The organism is Janthinobacterium sp. GW823-FHT03B06 (assembly GCF_058796955.1).
On the sequence record NZ_JBXAJE010000001.1, the window covers coordinates 160883 to 181495 of the forward strand.

29 protein-coding genes are annotated in these 20613 nt (G+C 60.8%); 3 read left to right on the forward strand and 26 right to left on the reverse strand.

Annotation, left to right across the window (positions count from 1 at the left end):
• Window positions 1–210: 210 nt before the first annotated feature.
• The 13 genes from AC1RBA_RS00730 to AC1RBA_RS00790 form a co-directional block, all read right to left on the reverse strand.
• Window positions 211–483, reverse strand: a complete 273-nt coding sequence (locus tag AC1RBA_RS00730; RefSeq protein WP_227741996.1) for a hypothetical protein — start codon at window positions 481–483, stop codon at window positions 211–213.
• Window positions 480–848, reverse strand: coding sequence for a hypothetical protein (locus AC1RBA_RS00735; RefSeq protein WP_139143778.1), 369 nt, complete (start codon window positions 846–848; stop codon window positions 480–482). The genes AC1RBA_RS00730 and AC1RBA_RS00735 overlap by 4 nt, the downstream gene beginning before the upstream one ends.
• A 15-nt stretch (window positions 849–863) precedes the next feature.
• A complete protein-coding gene (locus tag AC1RBA_RS00740) occupies window positions 864–1715 on the reverse strand; it encodes a phosphoadenosine phosphosulfate reductase domain-containing protein (protein WP_492416023.1) in 852 nt (283 codons plus the stop codon).
• Window positions 1712–2326 (reverse strand): hypothetical protein, encoded by a 615-nt coding sequence (locus tag AC1RBA_RS00745; RefSeq protein ID WP_492416025.1) that lies wholly within the window; start codon window positions 2324–2326, stop codon window positions 1712–1714. Before AC1RBA_RS00745 ends, AC1RBA_RS00740 begins: the two co-directional genes overlap by 4 nt.
• Window positions 2323–2562 carry a hypothetical protein gene (locus tag AC1RBA_RS00750; protein WP_492416026.1) on the reverse strand — a complete coding sequence of 80 codons (240 nt, stop codon included), beginning with the start codon at window positions 2560–2562 and terminating at the stop codon, window positions 2323–2325. The genes AC1RBA_RS00745 and AC1RBA_RS00750 overlap by 4 nt, the downstream gene beginning before the upstream one ends.
• Window positions 2556–2708 carry a hypothetical protein gene (locus tag AC1RBA_RS00755; RefSeq protein ID WP_162995787.1) on the reverse strand — a complete coding sequence of 51 codons (153 nt, stop codon included), beginning with the start codon at window positions 2706–2708 and terminating at the stop codon, window positions 2556–2558. Before AC1RBA_RS00755 ends, AC1RBA_RS00750 begins: the two co-directional genes overlap by 7 nt.
• Window positions 2705–4615, reverse strand: coding sequence for a replication endonuclease (locus AC1RBA_RS00760; protein WP_492416027.1), 1911 nt, complete (start codon window positions 4613–4615; stop codon window positions 2705–2707). The genes AC1RBA_RS00755 and AC1RBA_RS00760 overlap by 4 nt, the downstream gene beginning before the upstream one ends.
• Complete coding sequence (locus tag AC1RBA_RS00765) at window positions 4605–4958, reverse strand: hypothetical protein (protein ID WP_035820917.1); 354 nt, start codon at window positions 4956–4958, stop codon at window positions 4605–4607. The genes AC1RBA_RS00760 and AC1RBA_RS00765 overlap by 11 nt, the downstream gene beginning before the upstream one ends.
• Before the next feature lie 101 nt (window positions 4959–5059).
• Window positions 5060–5461: a hypothetical protein gene (locus tag AC1RBA_RS00770; protein WP_492416028.1), complete on the reverse strand. Its 402-nt coding sequence runs from the start codon at window positions 5459–5461 to the stop codon at window positions 5060–5062.
• Window positions 5462–5584: 123 nt separating this feature from the next.
• The gene (locus AC1RBA_RS00775) at window positions 5585–5848 is read right to left on the reverse strand and encodes an Ogr/Delta-like zinc finger protein (protein ID WP_070300963.1); all 264 of its coding nucleotides are present in this window, start codon (window positions 5846–5848) and stop codon (window positions 5585–5587) included.
• Window positions 5845–6033: a hypothetical protein gene (locus AC1RBA_RS00780; RefSeq protein WP_086138170.1), complete on the reverse strand. Its 189-nt coding sequence runs from the start codon at window positions 6031–6033 to the stop codon at window positions 5845–5847. The genes AC1RBA_RS00775 and AC1RBA_RS00780 overlap by 4 nt, the downstream gene beginning before the upstream one ends.
• A 48-nt stretch (window positions 6034–6081) precedes the next feature.
• Window positions 6082–6279 (reverse strand): hypothetical protein, encoded by a 198-nt coding sequence (locus AC1RBA_RS00785; protein ID WP_071322622.1) that lies wholly within the window; start codon window positions 6277–6279, stop codon window positions 6082–6084.
• A 10-nt stretch (window positions 6280–6289) separates the two neighbouring features.
• A complete protein-coding gene (locus AC1RBA_RS00790; RefSeq protein WP_492416029.1) occupies window positions 6290–6493 on the reverse strand; it encodes a hypothetical protein in 204 nt (67 codons plus the stop codon).
• 79 nt (window positions 6494–6572) lie between these two features.
• On the opposite strand from AC1RBA_RS00790, the gene AC1RBA_RS00795 reads away from it, so the two are divergent.
• The 3 genes from AC1RBA_RS00795 to AC1RBA_RS00805 all read left to right on the forward strand — a co-directional run bounded on the left by AC1RBA_RS00795 (window position 6573) and on the right by AC1RBA_RS00805 (window position 9045).
• A complete protein-coding gene (locus tag AC1RBA_RS00795; protein WP_492416031.1) occupies window positions 6573–7016 on the forward strand; it encodes a helix-turn-helix domain-containing protein in 444 nt (147 codons plus the stop codon).
• A gap of 211 nt (window positions 7017–7227) precedes the next feature.
• The gene (locus AC1RBA_RS00800) at window positions 7228–7878 is read left to right on the forward strand and encodes a BRCT domain-containing protein (RefSeq protein ID WP_492416033.1); all 651 of its coding nucleotides are present in this window, start codon (window positions 7228–7230) and stop codon (window positions 7876–7878) included.
• 153 nt (window positions 7879–8031) lie between these two features.
• Entirely contained in the window at window positions 8032–9045 is a 1014-nt protein-coding gene (locus AC1RBA_RS00805) for a hypothetical protein (RefSeq protein WP_492416035.1), read from the forward strand.
• A gap of 275 nt (window positions 9046–9320) precedes the next feature.
• On the opposite strand, the gene AC1RBA_RS00810 is transcribed toward AC1RBA_RS00805, so the two are convergent.
• From AC1RBA_RS00810 to AC1RBA_RS00870, 13 genes are read right to left on the reverse strand one after another with little or no spacing between them, the layout of a single operon-like run.
• Window positions 9321–10553 carry a phage late control D family protein gene (locus AC1RBA_RS00810; protein ID WP_492416036.1) on the reverse strand — a complete coding sequence of 411 codons (1233 nt, stop codon included), beginning with the start codon at window positions 10551–10553 and terminating at the stop codon, window positions 9321–9323.
• On the reverse strand, window positions 10550–11158 hold the full coding sequence (locus AC1RBA_RS00815) for a phage tail protein (RefSeq protein ID WP_492416037.1): 609 nt from the start codon (window positions 11156–11158) through the stop codon (window positions 10550–10552). The genes AC1RBA_RS00810 and AC1RBA_RS00815 overlap by 4 nt, the downstream gene beginning before the upstream one ends.
• A gap of 15 nt (window positions 11159–11173) precedes the next feature.
• On the reverse strand, window positions 11174–14044 hold the full coding sequence (locus AC1RBA_RS00820) for a phage tail tape measure protein (RefSeq protein ID WP_492416039.1): 2871 nt from the start codon (window positions 14042–14044) through the stop codon (window positions 11174–11176).
• Window positions 14045–14158: a GpE family phage tail protein gene (locus AC1RBA_RS00825; RefSeq protein ID WP_071650284.1), complete on the reverse strand. Its 114-nt coding sequence runs from the start codon at window positions 14156–14158 to the stop codon at window positions 14045–14047.
• Between the two features lie 8 nt (window positions 14159–14166).
• Window positions 14167–14475 (reverse strand): phage tail assembly protein, encoded by a 309-nt coding sequence (locus AC1RBA_RS00830; RefSeq protein WP_492416040.1) that lies wholly within the window; start codon window positions 14473–14475, stop codon window positions 14167–14169.
• A 39-nt stretch (window positions 14476–14514) separates the two neighbouring features.
• Complete coding sequence (locus AC1RBA_RS00835) at window positions 14515–15024, reverse strand: phage major tail tube protein (protein ID WP_492416041.1); 510 nt, start codon at window positions 15022–15024, stop codon at window positions 14515–14517.
• A 59-nt stretch (window positions 15025–15083) separates the two neighbouring features.
• A complete protein-coding gene (locus AC1RBA_RS00840) occupies window positions 15084–16259 on the reverse strand; it encodes a phage tail sheath protein (RefSeq protein ID WP_492416043.1) in 1176 nt (391 codons plus the stop codon).
• 5 nt (window positions 16260–16264) lie between these two features.
• Window positions 16265–16498 (reverse strand): hypothetical protein, encoded by a 234-nt coding sequence (locus AC1RBA_RS00845; protein WP_492416044.1) that lies wholly within the window; start codon window positions 16496–16498, stop codon window positions 16265–16267.
• A complete protein-coding gene (locus AC1RBA_RS00850) occupies window positions 16499–18028 on the reverse strand; it encodes a phage tail protein (RefSeq protein ID WP_492416045.1) in 1530 nt (509 codons plus the stop codon). It abuts the gene before it with no gap.
• On the reverse strand, window positions 18025–18645 hold the full coding sequence (locus tag AC1RBA_RS00855; protein WP_492416046.1) for a phage tail protein I: 621 nt from the start codon (window positions 18643–18645) through the stop codon (window positions 18025–18027). The genes AC1RBA_RS00850 and AC1RBA_RS00855 overlap by 4 nt, the downstream gene beginning before the upstream one ends.
• Window positions 18638–19549: a baseplate assembly protein gene (locus AC1RBA_RS00860; RefSeq protein WP_492416048.1), complete on the reverse strand. Its 912-nt coding sequence runs from the start codon at window positions 19547–19549 to the stop codon at window positions 18638–18640. Before AC1RBA_RS00860 ends, AC1RBA_RS00855 begins: the two co-directional genes overlap by 8 nt.
• The gene (locus AC1RBA_RS00865; RefSeq protein WP_492416050.1) at window positions 19546–19890 is read right to left on the reverse strand and encodes a GPW/gp25 family protein; all 345 of its coding nucleotides are present in this window, start codon (window positions 19888–19890) and stop codon (window positions 19546–19548) included. The genes AC1RBA_RS00860 and AC1RBA_RS00865 overlap by 4 nt, the downstream gene beginning before the upstream one ends.
• On the reverse strand, window positions 19887–20558 hold the full coding sequence (locus AC1RBA_RS00870; protein ID WP_492416051.1) for a phage baseplate assembly protein V: 672 nt from the start codon (window positions 20556–20558) through the stop codon (window positions 19887–19889). The genes AC1RBA_RS00865 and AC1RBA_RS00870 overlap by 4 nt, the downstream gene beginning before the upstream one ends.
• Between the last annotated feature and the right edge of the window lie 55 nt (window positions 20559–20613).

Sequence of the window (20613 nt, forward strand, 5' to 3'; positions counted from 1 at the left end):
TGGCGTAACCGCTAGAGGTTTTTGTCGGGTTTAATTGAGATTAAGAGAAATGCCCGGACGTAAAAAAAGCCACTAACCCGCTGATTTATTGAGGTTAAATGGTTTTTTTGATGTTTCTGAATTCTGTGCGCTGGTGCCCGGAGCCGGAAACTCAACCTATTGAATAATGCGGCTTTCCGGGGTGTTGGCGTAATTTTGGCGTAAACGAAATTAATTCTTTTCTCGGTACGATTCGGCCCAGGCGATCACCTCCTTTGCATTATACAGGGGCTGCGCATGCCCCTTCGACGTTGGCAGCCGGATGGCTTTCGGGAAGCTTGGAAGGCACGCCATGCGTTCCCGCACGGTTCCCGGTTCCCGCTTTAAGTACTGCGCGATTGTGGCGATGTCCCACAGGTCAATCGCCAGCGGAATGGCGGGGCGCTGCAATTTATCGATGGCCAGAGCCAGTTTGGCGACGAATTCCGTTTCGTTCATATTCATTGTGTGCTCCTGGCCGCCGTACCGGCAGTGATAGTTGTAAGGTTCTTCGGCAATGCTGTGACAAGGTGTTGTTCTTTTGTAACTCTGGCGAACAGCGCATGCTCATTTTTTAAAGCACGCAGGATTTCGGCATAGTTTCGAAATGCGTTGCCACCCTCGTCCGGGGTGCGCGCTTCGGCAAATTCCTCAGCCATCAGAATTGCGCCATCGAGTACCGACTCATGCCGCGCGGCCAGGGCCATGTATTTCTGATCCGCGTATCCGGCAATCACCAAAGCGAACGCTTCGGCCTCGGTGCGCTGCGGGACTTCTGCACCGTGCTTGCGATAGTCACGAAGGCGGCAAAATTCTTTGTATTGGTCCATTTTCGTAATCTCCATCTAATCCGTGCATCCACAATCGGTTAAGGCATCATCGAAGGGGAACAGCTCCCCGTGATTCATTGCCATGTCATACATCGCCTGGTAACTGGGCCTATCCTTGCGGAACCAGCCGCCAGCACCAGATCCGGACGCCTGGGCGTTCTTTTCCTGCTGTATCCACCACAGGGCGCGACTGGGCTTTTCCCGGATCAGGGATAGCACCTGGTTGCCGCCTTTCAGGAAGCACAGATCGCAGTTGCCGTGCATCGTCTTGCCGTTCATATTCGGCAGGCCCAGGTCAAAATCTTGTGCTGCCCAAAACGCGCTGACATCGGCCACGGTTAGGCCGGCCGCCGCCAAGGGCGCCTCTTTCACTTCGTGCTTGCCATAATCCTGATTCGCCAGCCGCGCCACGCGCATGGGCTCGTCGGCGCGCATGCCGATAAACGTGGTCCACTCCAGCAGGCCTATCGACTTCAAGTAGCGCTGCATCGGGCGTACCTTGAGTTCCGCCGTGCAAAAGCGCGCGACTGGGTTCGGGAGGAATTTCTTTTCGTCGTGCAGATCGGCGAACGGCTCGCCGCGGCGGCTGGCCGTAGCAAAGTCCACGATGGCAAATTCCTTGCCGCGCGCTTCATTGCGAGGGCGGTTTTCTATCCAGACGATGGGAACGCCCCAGCGGTCGCCGCAGTCGCGCACGAATTCAAGGGTCGCTTCCTCTTCCTTGCCGGTGTTGGCGAAGCACACCACCACGTCGGCCGGCAGCGTGCCGCCGTAGGCCTGAATCGTCATCCACAGCATCATGCCGCTGGTGCGGCCGCCGCTGAACGAAATGACGCCCGGGCCGTCGAACAGGAATGGGCTGTTCATGCGGGCACCATGCAGCGTCGCGCCAGGGAGACCAGCCAATGCGCCAGCTCGGGCGGCGTGTGCTCGCGTTCCGCCTTACCGCATTCCGGCCGCCAGCCCTGGTCCCCTTTCCGGCGCCGCTCGCCGGCGCGGTTGCGGCCGGACGGGGCGATCACATGCGAGGCGTCGCCCAGGACGATGGGCATGGCCGGTATTTGCGCCGGCGCACAGCCGACGATGTACAGCAAGGTGGCCTTTTCGGCGCGGTGGCCAAAGGAGCTTTGGAAAATCGGCAGCGTCCAGCCGCCAAATTTGTCCCGCTCGCCGATCGCTGGCAAGCCGCAGTGTGGCCAGAGGGTCGAGCGCTTCGGGTGCTCGAGCACGCCGCCGAACTTGCGCACCTGGGCGACGGCCCACACCGCGAGTTCCTTTTCGTCCGGGCGCGGCTTGGCCAGGTGGCGCAGCGTACCCCAGGAGCGGCAAGGCGGATGCGCCACCACCGGCACGCCACCAGGCCAGGCGCGGGCGTCGCGCTCCGCATCCCAGGCGTCCACCGCCGGCATGGTTTTGTAGATCGAATTGGCGCGCACGAACAGGGCCGCCACGGCAGGTAATGAGCGTTCCGCTGTCATGCTGGGCACCCGACAGGCGCGGTTGCCTTCTTGACCGCCTCGATGGCCGCCAGCGGCACCGCACGGAACATACCCGGCCACTGGTGGTCCAGCTCCACCCACGCATGCAGCTCGCCATTGCCCACGTCGCGGCGCAGGTCGTTGACGGTGCCGGCCTGGTAGCCCTCGTCGGTATCGAACGTCACGCGGTCGCCCAGGGCGATTTGCCGCGGTGAATCGGTCAGGGTGGTCAGCATTGCGGTGCTCCTTTCAGTTTGGCGGTAACGCCGCACACGCCGAAGTGGTCGAGGGCGGCCTGGATCGCGTCGCCGCTGGAAGCGGCAATCGCGGCGTATTCAAAGCGTTCGGTTTGCGTGCGAACGATCACGGCATAGGTGCTCATGTGCCATTTCCTTTCATTGGTGTTGTGTCTGTGGCAATCACCTGCGGGAATGGACACGCTCCTATTGCGGCCATTTCGTGGATCAGTGCGATTTTTTGTTCGTCTCCGTGAATTCGGGGGAACGGACAGGCCAGGTTGTGCGCCCAGGAACACAAAAGCGCGTTCTGGTCGATGTCGCTATAGACGAATGGGGGCGCAGAAATGGGCGTGGCTGGAATTACGTCGACGGGGTGCGTACAGTTATTTACACGAGTCCGAGGAACGGCAACCCCAACAGCTACCCCGCGCCCGCCTGTGGCCTGTACCGGCGTCCACGTATGGCGCACGGACTTGAAGACCACGCCGATCAGGTCGCTGCAGCGCACGCCGTAGGGCGTGGTGCGCAGGGTTTCGCCATAGCGGCCGATCACGGTCTTTTCGTCCTTGGCCAGGGTGACGACCAGTTCCTTGCGCGGCACCAGGGCACCGCCCTGGGCGCGCAGGTATTCGGCCCAGCAGGCGCGCTTTTCGCCGTCGATCTTTTGCACGGCGTCCCAGGCGCGGCGCATGGCGGCCGGCGCTTCGTTGAGCATGCTTTCCTCGATGCGGCGCAGTTCGCGCCAGACGGTGACGGGCGCGCCGCCCCATTGTTGGAATTGACGGATGCCCCAGCACGCGGCCCAGGACTCGACGCGCGCCGATGGCGTCAGCTCGACATCGCCTTCGGTGTCGGCCGTGACGACATAGCCTTCTTTCGTCTTGTGCTCGGCCACGCCGTCGATGTTCTTGGCCACGTACTTGGCGATGTAGCCGGCGGCGCTGCCCTTGGCCCAGTCGATGCGTTTCACGTCCAGGCGGCGCGCGAAGGCGCCCGGCTCGCCACGGTCCGCGCGCCAGGCGTAGCGCTTCATGATGCGGATGGCGCGGCCCGCCACGTCTTGCAGGTGGGCCGTCTTGTATTTCGCCGTGGGGCGCACGAACAGCAGCAAATGCCAGTGCGGGCAGCCATCGTGATGCGGCTCGGCGATGCGAAAGCCGTACAGGCCGATGCCACGGCGCGCCAGTGCGGAGCGGCACAGCGACGTCATCTTGCCCAGGTAGGCGTTTGCCTCGCGCGGCGTGGAACCGTCGAACTTGTCGTTTGGCTTGCCGCTGTGCTGCATGGCGTGAAAGCGCGATGGGCACGTCCAGGTGATGAAAATGCCCTGGTCGCCGCACTCGCGGGCGATCTGCTCAAAGCCGTTGATGCGCAACATCAGCTCGCCGCGCCGGATGGCCTTGTTGGCGGTCGTTTTCTCGGCCAGCTCGGCGATGCTGAATTGCTGGCCGTTCTCGTTCTGCACCAGTGTGGCGGCCAGCGCTGCCGCGTTGCGGCGGTTCTGCGCCAGGCGAGACAGCACGGCGTCATTGCTGGCGTAGGGTTCGCCGCGATAGTTCACGTACCCCAGACGGATATTGCCCGCTTCAAAGGCGCGCTTGACCTTCTTGCGCAACTGGCGGCGCCACCAGCGGGCATCCACCAGGCGGGCGATGGTGTCGGCCAGCGTGTCGAACTCGGGCAGCTCAATGCCATACGAGGCGCATTCGTCTTCCATGATCTGCAGGGCGTGCGTGTCGGACAAGGCCATCCACAGCATTTTGGTCACGCCGGCCGCCGCGCGCTCGGCGGTGGCCACGATGTCCGCATCGCTTTGCGACAGGTCGACGCCGGCCGGCACGTACTGTTCGGCGAATTCGCGCACAAAGCCGGTGGCGACGGATTCATAGACTTTGTACCAGGACGACCAGGCCATTTTTGCCATGGCGGCCGTGATGACGCGGTTGCGCCACTTGAACGGGATGCGGGCCAGCTCGGGCGCGAACCGGGCGGAGCGCAGGAAGGCTTCGTGGCGTTGCGGGGTAGGCAGCAGGATTTGTTTAGATTGCATTCAACAGTCTTTCGTAGACACGGATAGCGGCAGAGGTGGCAGCGCGCAGTTCGATGCGCTCTTCCTCGGTAAAGGAGTGGATGGGCGACTCCCAGCGGTCGGCGTCCAGGCCGGCGGCGATCAACACGGAGCGACGCGCGCCACGCGGCGACAATCCCCAGGCTTGGGCCATGAAGGGCGCCAGATTGCGCGGCTTGATGCTGCGCAGCTGGGCCTTGGCCTCGGCGATGGCGGCCAGCGCATGCCCGGCGCCCGGTGGCGTCGGCATGTCCTTGTCGCGCGCGGCCAGAATTTCGGCGGCAGGCTGGAAGGACAGGTGGTTGTCGATAAGGGACGCCGGCATGGTTCAGTCCTTGATGGCGCCGATGGCTCGCAGCACGTCAGGGGTAATGACGATCAGGAGCGACAGCAGCCAGATGCCGCAGGTTTTGGCCAGGCGCAGCATCAGCGTGCCCCTGCCTTGAGAAAATGTTCTGCCCAGTAAGGGAGCGTGTGCGATGTGCCGCAGCAGTGCCGGGAACCCGCTTCGGTGGCAAAAATGTAGTTCACCTCGATGGGCAGCTTGCCGATCAGGGCGCGTTGCTTGGCTGGCGCGAAAAAGCCGTCACGCTCCAGTGCTTGCGCATCGCTGACGATGAAGGTCAGATTGGCCGCGCCATAGGCGTGGTAGGTCTTGGCGATCTCATGGATGCGGGCGGTCAGCGCCGCGATGCCGATGCCCGCACTGGCTTGCAGCAGAAAACACGTTGGTGCCACGGGGACAATGCAATTTTGCAAGGTCGGGCGGATCGTGCTTGATGCCATGGATTTGTCGGCATGACTGGCGGCGTGCAGCGTGTTTTCCATCGGTTTTCCTTATTTCAGGTTGAACGAATCCCGCACGCTCAAAAAGGAGCGCAGCAGGGCACAGCAAAAGAGGGGAGTTACGGCGGCCGGGCTACGGCGGCGCGAGGATCGGCATGGTGTTCATCAGCAGCCCGCCGTCAGGTCGAGGGCCAGCTGGCTGGTGGCCGCAGTACGTGCATGCTGGGACATCGGGATGCGGATATCCGGCTTGGGCATGGCGGACAGCGAGAGGGTGCGCAGTACTTCCAGGCCTGCCACGAAAGAGTGCCCGCATTCGGGGTTCTGGCACATGTAGGTGATTTCCTTGAACATGGCGGACATCGTGCGGCTCTTGACGGCGCGGACGGTGTATTCGCAATGCGGGCAGGGCAGGCCGATGACTCTCATTTCAGCTTTCTTTCCACTTGGTACAGGGCGCGACCGCGACCTGTCATATTTTTCGACTGCTTGCGTAAGCGCGACTTGACGAGCCATTCAGCCGCTTGCTCGATACTTGCCAGCCCTTGCCGTTGACGAACGACTTCCAGCGCTGCAAGTTCTTCGTCGTTGATATGAATTTCGTGATCGGGCATGTTCGGCAGCTTTTCAGTTACTCAAAAGTTACTATTCAGGGACTCGGTTTAAGCGCTGCGACGCTGTACGCTGTCGATGTCGTCTGCAGCAATGGCGGCAAGGGCTTCACGCATGACGATTTGGCGCACCAGTACTGCTATTTCTTCGCCCTGGTAGTTGGCAATCGAGGAAACGAGCTGGTGCTCATAATCGTCCAGGCGCAGCATGACTTTATGGCTGCGGATACGTTTTGCATCGGGGTACATGACGTTGTCCTTAGTGGGTGGATTGGGAAGCGATTTCGCGCTTGTAGTCAGCCAGGCCGCGCAGGATCAGGAAGCGGAGGAACCAGGCGCGGGACCGGTCAAGTTTCTCTGCGTAGCCTTCGACTTCGGCTACCTCGCTAGACGTCAAACGGACGCCAAGCGGCTTAGAAGTGATGCCTTTGGCAGTACGCCTGGCATTGGATACGTTTTTCATAATGTTATGATGTGTAATCGCTACAGGATGGCGTAACTATAGTGTCCAAAAGCGCACTAGTCAACAAAAAGATGTGAGTATGAGCATGTTTGGTGAAAGATTAAAGCAAGAGCGTCAACGTTTGGGTATGAACCAAGACGACTTCGCAGCTGTTGGCGGGGTAAAAAAACGCGCTCAAATTTCATATGAAAAAGATGAGCGGTCTCCGGATGCTGTCTACCTATGTGCGCTGTTAGAGATTGGCGTAGACGTGTGGTATGTGATGACTGGTAGTGTGTCTGCTGCGGTACTCAGTGCGGATGAAAGTGAACTAGTTTCTGGTTTCCGGAACCTGGATGCGCGTGGACGAGCAGGTGTACTTGGAATGATTGGCGGCATGCGCCTGCCTGCGCCCTCGGCATCTTCCGTGGGGAATGCAGCACACGTTGAAACCCACGGCAAAATTGGGCAAAATTTCGTAGGGAATATCATTGGGCCGCAGACTTTTAATGTGGCCGGCAGCGGACGAAAAAAGGAAAAATAGTCTGCAAATGATTTACCTTCTTATGCTTATTGTAATTGCTGCTTGTTTTGTCTGCATAATTTTCAGCAGCTGGAATCTTCGGAAGCGAGCGCCTGAAGCGGGCGAGCCGAGCAGCTTTCGGTGGCATCATATTCAACGATGCATATCTGGCCCGAGGGTGAGAAAGCCTTCATGCCTAGTGGAGCGGATCGCCGCTCCACAACCATTGCATTTGAAAAGCGAAAATATTCCACAAATCGAGCAAGTCGCAGCTGAGGTACATGCCGCTCAAGCCCCGCCTCGCACCAAGAAAAAATCCAAGAGAGAGTTTCGACGCGAAGCAGTGACCGATGACGAAATTCAGTTTTCGTACCCAAATCGCCATGGCACTGGCTATGCAACTCGGCGTATCACGGTTTGGGCGGTTGATGCGGATTCTTTGGAAGGTTTTTGCCATGCAGGACAGGGAAAGCGAACCTTTTCTTTGCAGCGTATTCGTGGCAAGTTGACTTCGTTGACGACTGGAGAAATTCAGAGCGTTGGGAGGTGGGCGAGTGAACGGCATCGCAGTATAAATCAGCGAAATGCTATTGATGGTATCGCTCGTCCCCCGGTTCGTATCAAGGATTATCCAAAAGGTAATGGCAATCGAACGCGGCGACATACAGTGGCATATTTTGTAGGTTTTCGGGATGCTAAGCGCTGTGAATTAGAGGCAATGGCGAGGGCTGCAGGCTGGCAGGTGCGCAAGGGTTTTAGGACTTCGGTGGATATTTTGATCGCTGGTCCGCTTGCAGGGCATGTACAACTGAGCAAAGCGGAGTCCATGGGGATCGACGTAATTGCGGAGTCAGATTTTAAAAAAATAATCTCGGAAAATTGACAACAGAATGAACTGACGGAAAAGTGTGACGATATGTGATTGGTAATAATGATTTTTATTTTTTTTGATTCGGTAAATTTTTATACCTTGACTGCTCATAGCTGCTCTCAAGTTTTATTTTAAGAAATTTTCTTAATGCGAGAAAGACTTCAAATGAATGATCCCAATGCCTCCGCTGGTAATAGTATCGATATTGAAAAAAATGTATTGCCGCCATCACATTCAACAATTGCACTTGTTGCGAACCCGATAAGATTTTCGGACGATCGTCAACTCCCTTTCTCAATTGCTCCTGGAGTTGAATTTGACCGTGCTACCAAGAGTGAAATTGCCCGAATAAAAGAAATGCTTAATGAGGTGGTTGGGAATTCTGCGTTATCTGGACCTTTCTCATTTTACGAATTGGAACTGAAATGTAGGGAGGATGGGAGTGGTTATCATGATTCATTTCCTTTGGATGAGCCGGACTGGCGTTATTACGTGGTTCGATCGCCAGATGGTGGTTCTATAAATTATGATTTGCATTTGGTGGGGTTGATATCAGAAGCTTGTCTTAACTTATCAACGATCTGCTTGCATAATTTTGGACATAGTTGTAGCCCATATGGAATTCTTGGGCTTTATACCTACCAGGGTCATAAAATTACATCCATAGTAACGATCGAAAATTTACACGAGATAACGGAGTTGTATGAGATTAAACGGTCGAACTCCAGTAGCGTCGGGGCTTTAGAGCCGTATCCAGAGCTTAATCGTGCATTGCACATGCTATCTGAACTTGATCTTATTCCTCCGAATTCAAGTTTTCACGTGATTGGCTATTTTGCAATTATTGAGATGTTGATAACACACAACCCAAAGCTTGAGGATCGAGGTGATAGTATTACACATCAGATGCGATCTAAAATTCCATTTTTATCCAAAAGGTTTGATAGATTTCTCCCTTATGAGGATTTTTTTGGAAATGTGTCGTCAGAAAAAGTTTGGAATACCTTGTATTCATATCGTAGCGCGATTGCCCACGGAGGGCAGCCGGATTTCAAGGGAGCCCACCAGTTATTGAAAGACGAAAAGCGGGCCAATGAATTTTTAAGAATTACCACTCAGTCCTTGATTCGGCACGCAATGAGAGATCCAGAGTTGTATAGGGACCTAAAACGGTGTTAGATTAAAAATTGATTTAGGCTCGTGTTGGTTTGGATTGCTATCGGCAGAAATTAATTCGACCAGTGGTCGCTGGTGTAATTTATTTTGTATTTAATAGGCGGATCAAAATTTTCTTAAAAACTCAAAGGATTTATTTTATAAGATTAAAGTTTTCGATCGCGCATTAAATTTTGGATGGAAATAGGATGTCGATGTATTCAAAGAACTTCCCGACTGATGAACTGAAGTAAAATTTCGCACTTTCATGCGGCTTCTGCGCCGGCTTGCGTTGGATTCTAAGGTGCTTCGCGGTTTTCGCGGATGATTTCCCGCACCTCCTCTATATGCTTCCACGCATGCAGGGCCGCCCGTTTGGCGGCCTGCTTGCTCTTGTAAACATGCTCTAACGTCTTGAGAGTGCCTGCGGCCCCGGCTATTTCCTGTCCCGCCTTTTTCTTCTTCGCCGCCACGTCCTTCCATTTGGCCACCACGCCCGTGACGCCTTCATCCGGGTCTTTTTCGTCCTCGCGCTCGGCCTCGACCGCTTCCGTCTTCGTTTCAAACTCCACGCGCGTGGTAAAACCGTTGCCGCCCAGGTTGTGCGTAACCTTGACCGATAGCCACTCGGTGGCGTCAATCTCGGGCTTGAAGCCTTGTACGGTCACGGGCGATTGCGGGAACACGGTCGGGTTGCCCAGGGCCAGGCTCATTTCAAAGGTGGCCAGGCCGCGCAGGATGCGCTGCCATTCGGCCACGGCCGCCGCACGCGCGTCCGTTTCATTGGCGAAGGTGGTGCGCAGGCGCTTGCTGTTGCCGGGCACGCCCGCCACCACGCTGCGGCGGCGCGCGTAGCGCTCGTCGTGCCAGAAGGCGCGCACGCCAGTGTAAGCGTCGCTCTCGGCGCTGTGGTAGCGGTGGCCGTCGCCCAGGGCGCGCGTGATGGGGATGACGGGCAGCGCCTTGCCGCTGGCCGTGCGGCTCTGGTTGATGGGGATGAAGAGCAAAGTGTCGTTCTTGACGGTGGCCACCGCGTCGTATTTCCTGCCCAGCCGGCGCAGAAAGGCCGCATCGCTTTCGTGGGTCTGGTCGATGTGCTCGATGGCGGTGTCGCGCAGGCGCGCCGACACGCTAGAGGCCAGCTCGTTGCGAAAGGCGATGGCCTCGATGATGGCGCCCAGGGTGGTCTTGTGAAAGCTGTGTTCCTGCTGCTGTTTGAAGGTGTCGATCAGGTTGGCCGACCTGGCGCGCAGGGTGATGGTGTCGGGCGCGCCGCTGTGCTCCACCTCGTCGACTGTGAACTTGCCCATGTCCACCAGGCCGGACGCTTGCCAGCCCAGCGCCAGGGCGATCTGCGCGCCGCGCGGCGGCAGGGCCAGTTTGCCGTCGCTGTCGTCCAGTGCAATGTCGAGCTGGTCGCTCTCGTCACCACGGCACAGGGTCAAGGTCAGATTGATGAGCCGCGGCGAGACGATGGCCGTCAAATCCTTGTCCTCGATGCTGACCTTGAAGGCGGGGATATGTTCGCTCATTTGAACTTGTCCGCCGCGCTGCCGATGACGCCGCTGATGCTGCCGCTGATCTTGTCTTTCATCTCGCTGACGACACCGCCATATTTCGACGTGATGCCGCCGACCACATTGCCCACCACGCTGCCCACGGCATTCCTGGCAGCGCCCGCGATGCTGCTGGTCATGCCGTCGATACTGAGCATGTTTTTCAGGTCGCCGATATCGCCCAGGCCGACCATGGCCAGCACGCCGTCGTCGTCGCGCTTGAGCGCAATCGAGAACTCGACGCGGCGCGCGCCGCCGCTGCCGTCCAGGATGGTGCGGCCCTCCGTCATGCTGGTGATGCGGTAGGAGCCGAGAATGCGGCCCGTACCCTGGATCAGAATCCACGACTTGCCCGTGTCGGCCATCATGCGCAGCGCATCGAGCGAGTACAGGGAGCCGGTCAGTTCCGGCGCCACCCAGCCCGATAGGGTGATGGTGTCGTCGCCTGGCCCCACGTACTGGTGCGCGTCGCGCAGGCCCACGCGGGCCGTGCTGGCGTGCTTCCATTCCGTTTGCCGCTGCAGCTCGTGATAGGCCAGCGTCGGAAGGCTGAAAACGAACATTCCTAAAATCATCATCATGGTGGTGCCTCTTTCTTAATCGTGGTCGCGCAGGGACGAGCGGATGCGTGCCGCCTTTTCACGGTCGCGCTGGTTTAACGCCTCGCTCACGGCGCGCGCGATGGCCTGCGGATCGGTGCCGGCCTGCACGTGGAAGGTGATTTCGATCTTGTCGCCCTGGATGCTCATTCCGGCGCCGAACCCGCCCTGGGCCAGCGGCGCGCGCGTGTCGAAGGCGCTGGCGGGTAACGCGGTGGCCGTGCCGATGGCAATGCCGGCACCCAATTGCGTCAGGCGCTGGGCCAGTCCGGAAACCTTGGCAATCGGCGCGCCCTCGCTGCGGTCCAGGCCCACGGCCAGCCCCTGCATGGTGTAGTCGCCGAGCTGGGCAAACACGCGGCTCGGGCTGTGGATGCCCAGCTTTTCCTTGAACCAGGCAATGGTGCTGGAACCGGCATTGCTGATGGCGTCCTTGACGGCGCCCATGGAACCGGTGATGCCGTTGACCAGGCCGCGCAGGATGTTGGCGCCGAACTCGGTGAACTGGGCCGGCAACTGGATGCCGAACCAGCTCAATACGCCCGCGAACGCCTGGTAAAACACGCCGACGGGCGACCAGTTGATAATCAGCGCGCTGATGCTGGCCATGCCGCCGCCCAACGTGGCTTGCAGCCGCGACCACAGATCGGCAATGAACCCGGTCAGCGGCGCCAGGCCCGCGACAATGCTGCGGCAAATGTTGCCGGCAAAGTCCGTGAGCTTGGCCGGCAGCGCAATGCCGAACCAGCCCAGCACGCCGGCGAAGGCGCGATAGAACAGGCCCAGCGGTGACCAGTTGACGATCAGGCTGCTGACACTGCCGATGCCGCCGGCAAAGGCGGTCTTGACGTGCGACCAGATGCCGGTAAAGAAACCCTTGATCGGCTCCCAGTATTTATAGATCAGGTAGGCGGCGCCGGCGATGACCGTGATGGCGATGCCAATCGGGTTCATCAGAAGAGCGCGGCCCAGCCACAGCACGGCGCGGCCCGCCCACATGAAGGCCCCGCCCAGGCCGCGCATGATGGGCGTGAGCACGCCGCCCGTCACGCCCATCTTGGCAAACATGACGTGCAGCATGGCATACGGGCCGATCAGGGCGGCAATACCCAGCATCAGCGGGCCGAGCACCAGCAGCATGCCGGCCAGCACGGCAAAGGCGGTAATCATGACCTTGGCCACGGTCGGATTGCGCTCCATGAAACCATTCAGGCGCATGACGGCGGAAATCGCCATTTCCAGCCCCTGCGCATACAGCGGCAGGATTTTTTCGCCCATGGTCAGTTTCAAGTTGGCCAGCTTCGACTGCGCTTCCAGTTCCTTGCCGGCGGCCGAGTCGCGCCCCAGCTTGTCCAGCCGGCCGATATCGGCGGCGCCACGGTTGAGCTTTTCATTCTTGTGGATTTGCCCGCGTTGCAAATACATCTGCGAATACAGGTTCGACGCGGTGCGGTTCGAAAAGATGCTGCCGATGGCGTCGAGCACCTGGTTCTTGTCTTTGATGCCTTTCTTGGCCAGTTGCGGCAATAGCACCTTTTCCATCCACTCAAACTGATTTTCGCGGAACAGCTCGGAACCCAGCAGCGCGCCAGGATTGAGAAAGGAAAGTTGTCCCGCTTTATCATGCGTGACCTTGCTCTTGTCGCCGATCAAGCCAAATTCTTCCAGTTTCTTGGCCGAGCGTTTGGTGGTGCGGCCCTGGTACAAGTTCTGGTAGGCGCTCATCAAGGACGTGCCGACGCGATTGCCGCTCATCTCCTGCACCAGCGGTTCCATCTGGTAGTAGAAGGCGTCATCCTTCAAGCCCTTGGCCGCGATGCCACCCGTTTTAATCATGTTCAGCCATTCATTCGGCCCGACGCGCCCGCCCGTGGCGGTGATGACCTGCTGCACGATGTTGGCCTGGGCTTCAAACTTTTCCTTGCTCTCCAGGCCGCCGCGCAGCTCGATGACCTTGAGCATGTCCATGAACTTGCGTTCGTTGTCGGCACCCTCGGCCTCGCCGAAGAAGGCATGATTGGCAAACTTCATCTTGGCCAGGGTAGGGGCGACCATTTCCGCGTGGTGCACGTCGGCAAAGGCGCTCATGCCGTCGCGCATCAACTGCAGGTTGTCGAGCTGGCTGGTGCCGTAGGTCTTCATGTTGCGCGCGAAGGCGACGGCCTCGGCTGATACCTTGTCGCCCAGGCCCAGCGCGTTGACGCGGCCTACTTCCGTTTGATAGTGCTTGGCCTCGTTCAGTCCCTTGACGACGGGTGCGCCCAGCACGGCGCCCGTGGCGGCAGCACCGGCGCCGGCCATGGCCAGATTGCCCGCCTTGTTGCGCAGCTTGTCCGCATGCTGGGTGGCGTTGGTAACGCGCTGCTGTTTGGCGGCCGTGTTGGCCAGCTTCTGCTGCTGCAAGGTCATGGTTTTGTTGGTGGCCTCGATCTCGCGGCGCAAGGTGCGCTCGTGGTTGGCCAGGTCTTTGGTGCCGATGCCGGCGCCTGCCAGGCGCTCGCGCATGACCTGCAGTTGCTGGGCCTGCTGCTGGCCTGCCGTCTTCAAGGCGCCGGCCGCTTTGACGGCGGCGTTAAACTCGCGCGTCATGGCGCGCGTGGGTGCTTCCGTCTGTTTCATCTTGGTGGCCAGGCTGGCCACCTTCTGCTGGGCCGCTTCCAGCTTGGTGCGGGTGGCGTCCAGGCCACCGTGCAGCTCGCGGAATTTGCCGATGTTCTTTTGCTGGGCGTTCAGCTCGCGCAAGCGGTCGCTGGTCGCCTTCAATGCCTTGGCCGTGTCGCTGGAGCCGCCCATGATTTTTTTCAGCGGGCCGGTAATCTTGTCCAGTGCCGCAAATACCACCTGTAATTTCAGATCCCGACCAGCCATCTATTCCGCTCCGCTTCGCTGCCGGGCGCGTTCGCGCCAGGCCATCAGTTCATCAATCGTAAAGCCGTCCATCGCGGCCGGTGTCCAGTGAAAGACGCCGGCGATGTCGGCCATGGCGTCTTCTACTTCGCCGGGGATACCGAAAGGCGATCGGCTTTGCTCGCCAAAAAACCGGCAACCTCGGCGCCCACGGCCAGCAAGTCCGCCGGGTCCATGTTGGCGACGTCGTGCGCGGTCAGGGTCGGTTCGGTGATGCGCGGCAGCACGATCTGCAGGGCCGACACGTTCAGGTTGGCCAGCTCGATCAGGGAAATGCCGCGCAGGGCGCCCGCCTTGGGCTTGCGCACGGTCAGCGATGTGATGAAGGTGTCGCCGCGTTTGATCGGCTCGTCCAGTTCGATGACGGCTTGGTTTTGGGTGTCGTTGGTCATGGTGTTGTCCTTGTAGGGTAGGGGTAATTAAAAAAGAGATTACAGGCCGATGGCCTTGCGGATGGCCGCGTTGGTGTCGCCTCCGCCGAAGTTCTCGGTGCCGCTCATGAAGTCCAGTTCGATGACGGTGGCGCCGTCGATCAGCAGCTTGTAGTAGCTGCAGGCCATCGTGTATTTATGGGTGGTGTCGTCGCCCATCTTGGCCGTGCCCATGTCGATTTCCTTGTAGCGGCCGCGCACGACGACCTCGACGGCGGCGACCGTGCCGTCATCGTCTTCCTGGTAGGCGCCGGCAAAGCGCAGTTGCACGGCGCCGTGCGTGTGCGCGCCGTACTGTTTCAGCGCTTCGGCGATCAGGCCGCCGCCGCTCCATTCCAGCGACAGCGCCTCGTTGCCGAAGTCCACGGACACGGGGCCGCTCATGCCGCCGGCGCGGTACTCTTCCATCTTGCGGCTCAGCTTGGGCAGGGTGACTTCGGGCACCATGCCCAGGAAGGACACGCCGTTTTGAAACAGGTTGAAATTTTTCAGTTTGCGGGGCAGACCCATAGCGTTCTCCGTTGTTCAGTTGCGCCCGCGTGGGCGCGGGCAGGGTGGTGATTGGATGCTTAGGCGGCGATGCGCGAGGCGAAGTCGGCCAGGTAGCGGTCGGTAATGCGCTGCTGGAAGCGCAGGTTTTCCAGCGGCGGCACGGGCGTGTAGTCGTAATCGATGGCCAGCTTGCCCGCCTTCAAGGTGTCCTTGTCGTTGTATTGCTCGTCATACCAGGCGTGGCCGTCGACGATGTAGCCCTGCAATTTCAGGTCGCGGAATTTGGCGTTGATGCTTTCCAACATGTCGCGGACCAGGGATGGGTGCAAGGGCAGATCGACAAAGGTGAAATGTGCCTCGGCGATGGTGTCGGCCAGCACCTGGGCCGTGCGCGTGTAGTTCTCGAAATAGAAAAAGCCGCCCGGTGCCTCGCAGGTACGCGAACCCCAGAAGCGGTAGCCGCCCATGTTAATCAGGGTGGTCACTTCCTTGGCGTTGAGCACGCCGGCGTCGGTGGCCGGGTCTTGCAGGTCGAAAAATACGTCCTTGGTCAAGCCGGTCGGGCCGTTGACGACCACGTTCGACAGAGTCTTGTGCCAGCCCGTTTCCTCGTCGATCTTGGCGCGCAGGCCCATGGCGTAGGCCACGGCGGAAATGCTGGCCTCTTCATCGATGGCGGTATCCCAGTTCACAAAATCGGGCCAGATAATCATCACCTCGCGCTGGCCGAACTGGCCGCGATAGGTGGTGGCGGCCACCACGTTGCTGCAGCCATACGCGGAGGCGTACACGAAGCTGCGCAGTTGCTGCGCCACGCTGGCCAGGGCGTTGGTGACGGCCTTGGTGTCCAGGCCCGGCGCGCCCAGGATGCGCGGTTTGACGCCGAGCTTGCTTTGCGCGGCCAGCAAGGCTTTCACGCCCAGGTACTTGCCGTCCGGCGATACGCCGCCCACCACGTTGGTGGTGGTTTCCGCTTCCGTCTCGCCTTCGGCCACGCGCACCACGATGGTCAGCGGTTTGGTCTGCGCGGCAATCGCCTCCAGCGCGCGATACAGGGTGCCGGTCTTGCCGGCCTTGCCCATGGCGGCCAGCACGTTGGTGACGAGCACGGGCGTGTCGAGCGGGAAGGCAGCCGGATCGGCATCGTCGGCCGTGGCGATCAGGCCCAGCACGGCCGTGGAGACGGTACGGATGGGGCGCGAACCCTCGTTGATTTCAATGACGCGCACGCCATGGTGGTAGTCGGTGGCCATTCTTGCTACTCCTGTTCAATTGGGTAATCGGTGGATGGGGTGCGCGGGTCAGGCGCGGTAAGTGCCGGGGGCAAAGCTGCTGGAACGGCGATCCATACGTCATCGACCAGACGCCAGTCGCCGGGCACCAGGTTGAAGCTCAGGGGTTCGGCCCGCGACAGGTCGCCCACTTCGTTGGCATCGACAAAGCCCCAGGCCTTGAGGACGTGCGTGATGGGGGCACGAAATGAATTTTTCACTTAGCAATCTCCATTGGGAACGATATAGCCCATGACGGCGATATAGGCGCCACCCTTAGCTCCGGCCGTGATGGCGTAGTTGAAGCGCCTGGCGCTGTCGAGGGGAATCTCGACAGTCCCTGCGCCTTGCATGTAGGTGTCGGGCGTGGCGATGGAAAATTGCACCGGCGCGAACTGCATGCCCAGGACGACGATGGATAGCAAAAACATCGCTGTTGATGAGCTAGATAGCTGTAGCTCGCAGTGCAGGATTGCCCTTGTCGCGTTCGCCGGGACGTACTGGGAGCAGTCAACCGGCGCGGGTGGGGAGGTCACTGAGCCGCCGCTCAGCACGCGCGTTGCGCTGGAGTCGTTGGCGTAAAAGACTTTGGCGCCACGGACGATCATCGGCGTGATGACGTTGGCCCCCTGGTAGCGGACGGTGGTGGCATAGGCGAAGAAGGAGAACCCGGCCGGCAGCGTCGGGGCGTCCGCCGAGAGGCTCCACAGCAGGGCGGTGACGCCCGTTGCGGGATTGAAGATGAAGTGCAGATGCACCGACGTGGTGCCGGCAATGACGGCCGCTTGATCCCGGCCGTTCGCGCCCACCACGGACACGTCCGCCGTCAGGGCGCCGGTGGCATATTTCGTGATGGTCTGTCCGGTGGTCGGGTTGCGCATCGTGACGGCGAGCGCGGACACGGTAAATTTGTTCGCCGGCGAAGCGACGCTGTTCGCGCCCACCAGTCCCTGCACGCCGGCACGGCCCTGCGTCGCCTCGACCAGGGCGCGGGCATTGACGAGACGCGCGGAATTGTCGCCGTGGGGGATCGTCGGTGCGCGTGGAGTGCCGGTGAAGTCCGGTGAGTCGAGCGGGGCTTTCAACGCCAGCGCATTGGTGATGGTAGTAGCGAAATGCGGATCGCGTCCCAGCGCTTCGGCCAGTTCGGCCAGGGTATTCAAGGTTTCCGGCGAGCTATCGACCAGGGCGGCAATCGCTGCGGCGATCTTGGCCTCGCCGTCGATCTTGCTCAGGTACTGCGGGTGCGGGTTGGCCTTCGCCTCATGCGCCATGACAGCCTCGGCGGCTTTGTCGTCGGCATACTTGCGCGTGGCCAGCACCACGGACGGATCGATTTTCAGCTCGATGGCGGCCGTGCTGGCGACGATCAGCACCACGCGCACCACTTGCGTGCGGCCGCTGCCCTCGACCATCAGGGGCTTGTAGCTGGGAGGGCAGTTGGCAACCGCACACAAGTCGCCCGCCTCGTCGTAGATGCCGATTTCGCGTAGCCACCAGCCGCCCACGTCCTCGGGCAAGACTTGCTCGACGATGATCTGGCTGGCGTTGGCCGGGTCGATGGCGAGCTGGTTCAGGTCGGCGCGGCGCATTTCGCGCACCAGCGCCTTTTGCAAGCGGTCCGGGATCGGCAGGGCGCCGTTGCCGTCGCCGACGCCCATTTTTTTCAGTTTCAGGGTTTGGCCCAGGGCGATGGCGTTGGCCAGCTTGGCCTCGCCCACCTGCGTCAGAATAGCGAAATATGTGCTCATGGATAGATGGTCATGGTGTCAATGGTATGGGGGGCGCCGCCCTGCAACAGCGTGCCGCGCACTTCGATTTCTTCGGCGATCCACGGATACACCGTCATCGCATCGCCGTGATAGGTACTCAAGCCGATCCGCACCTGGCCACGGGTTTCCAGATACAGCGCCAGGCCCGTCAAATGCCGGCTGACGGGCTTGGCGTCGGCAATCAGGCGCTCCATTTCCTGGAACATGGCATCCGTGATGCCGGTGTCGAGCACGCCGACGTCAAGGCGGAACGTGCCAGGCACGCCCGGTGGCGTGGTCTGCCACCATTCGGTGATGCGGATCAGATAGCCCAGGGACTCGACCACGCGGCGCACGGCGGCAATCGTGCCCTTGTGCTTGTGGATGAAATAGGACGCCTTGATGGCGCCGCGCTTGATCGACTCGGGCCAGGCGTCGTCCCAGCGGTCGACGGAACAGGCCCAGGCCAGAAACGGCAGCAGGGTAACGGGGCAGCGGTCGGTGCTCCACAGGTCGCGCAGCGGCACAGGCACGTTGACCAGCTCGGCGCAGGCGATGGCAATGGCGCGCTCGAGCGCGGTGGTATTCGGCGGCAGGGTGGCCACGATCTTATTCATCGAGCACCACCACATTCAGGTTGATGGCGGTGCAGCGCGCGGCCTGCGTGGCGTTCAGTTCGATATCCGCCGCCGGGCTGGCCAGCACCACCTTGCGCACGCCCTCGACGTGCACGGCGGCGCTGCAGGCGGAGCGATAAATGCTGTGGCCCAGCGGGCGGCGCGGCTGCGACACGCGCACGGCGTTGGCGCGCGCGGCGGCCAGCAGAATCGGCACTTCCGGGCCGACGCCGATATACAAGGTGGCTTCGATCTGGTAGTCGATGACCTGGGCGGCCTGCACGGTGAGGCGGTCGCCCAGGGGGCGCACTTCCTCGGCGTTGAGCGCGCGCGCCACGGTCGCCAAGAGTTCGGCGTCGGCGATGCCGGTGTCATTGTTCGCCAGCACCGTGACGACGACGTGCGCCGGCGCCGGGCTGGTGGCGCTCGCGTCCTTGACGCGGCCGTCGCTGCTGCGTGCATGGAACTCGTAGGAGGCTTTCGGGCCGGCCACGGACAGGCCATCCGGCGCTTCCTGGATGCGCAGGCGGTAGGCGTCGTTGTCTTCCATGACGGCCGCCACGGGCGGCAGGGCGTTGGGATTGGCCGGCGTGATGACCAGGCGCGCCACGTTGACGTTGGCGCCCAGCTGGTCCAGGTCGCCATCGAGCGCAAACGCCAGCATGACGGCCTTGCCCGCGTCGTTGACGCGGTTGCGCAGGATGGTTTCCTGATACGCGTTTTCTTCCAGCAGCTTGGTGGCCGGCTCCGATTCGAGGGCCAAGAGGGCCGTGACGGCCGCGCGCTCGGCTTCCGGCAGCAGGCTGACCAGGTGTGCCTTGCGGTTGGCGAGGATGGCTTCGAAGTCCAGCACCTCGACCACGCTCGGCGCCGGCAATTGGGTCAGGTCGATAGGCGTGCTCATACAGCGCCCCCTTGCTTGACGGGCACGGCCATCGTGATGCCCTGGCCATTCGCCGTGCCATCGAGCAGCAGCGCGATGGCGCCGTCCGTGTCGCGCGTGAGCTGCACGCTGGCGAGCTGCAAACGCGGCTCCCAGCGGCGCAGGGCAAAGGCGGTGGCGGCATAGATGCGCAACTGCGTCGCACTGTTCAAGGGCTGGTCGATCAGCTCGGGCACTTCGGAACCATAGCGGCGGCGCCGGATGCGCGAACCCATCGGCGTCGTGAGAATGTCGGCCACGGACTGGCGCAGGTGGCCCAGGCCCGTCAGGCTGCGCCCGGTGGCGGCGTGCATGCCCATCATGCTTGCGGCCCGCCCGACTGATCGCCGCCGGCTTTGACGCCGCCGTGCGCATGCTTGGCCAGGCTGATGGCGCCGGCCAGCACATCCTCGCTGGCCTTGATTGTTCCTTGCACGGCCATGGCCACGCCGCCAGCGGCGCCGGCCCTGGCATTTACGCCGCCGTTCAGGGCGGTGGCGCCTTCCACGGTGGCGGACTGTTTGACGATCAGGTTTTTCATGACGGTCAGGTCGCCCGTGCAGATGGTGCTGGGGGCGTTCGACGTGACCTTGTCGGCGGTGATGGTGGCGGTACCGCCGGGGAGCACGGCGGTTAAGGCGTGTGCCGCGTGGTCGTACTGCACCACAGCGCCGTCGGGGTAGTGGGTGGTGTGGATGCTGTCGCTGGACTCGGGCGCGTCAAATTCCTGGGAATACAGAGCCGGTAGGATGATGCCGCGCGTCAGGTCGCCGCCGGGGGAAAAGACGATCACCTGTTCGCCGACCGTGGGCGCCGACCAGGTGCGCGTGCTGCCGGCACGTCGGGCGGCCCATTTCAGCCATTCCGTGGTGAGTGTCGGCCCGAGCCGCACGCGCGCCTTGGCCCCTTTGACCTCGGCAATGGTGCCCAGGCGGATCAGGTTTTGCAGCAAGCGGAGGAGGTCGGACAGGTCGGCGTTCATGCAGTGCATGTTGCCGAAGTCCGCGTGCGGATGCACGCGGGGGCGGGTTGATATGCGGATTAGT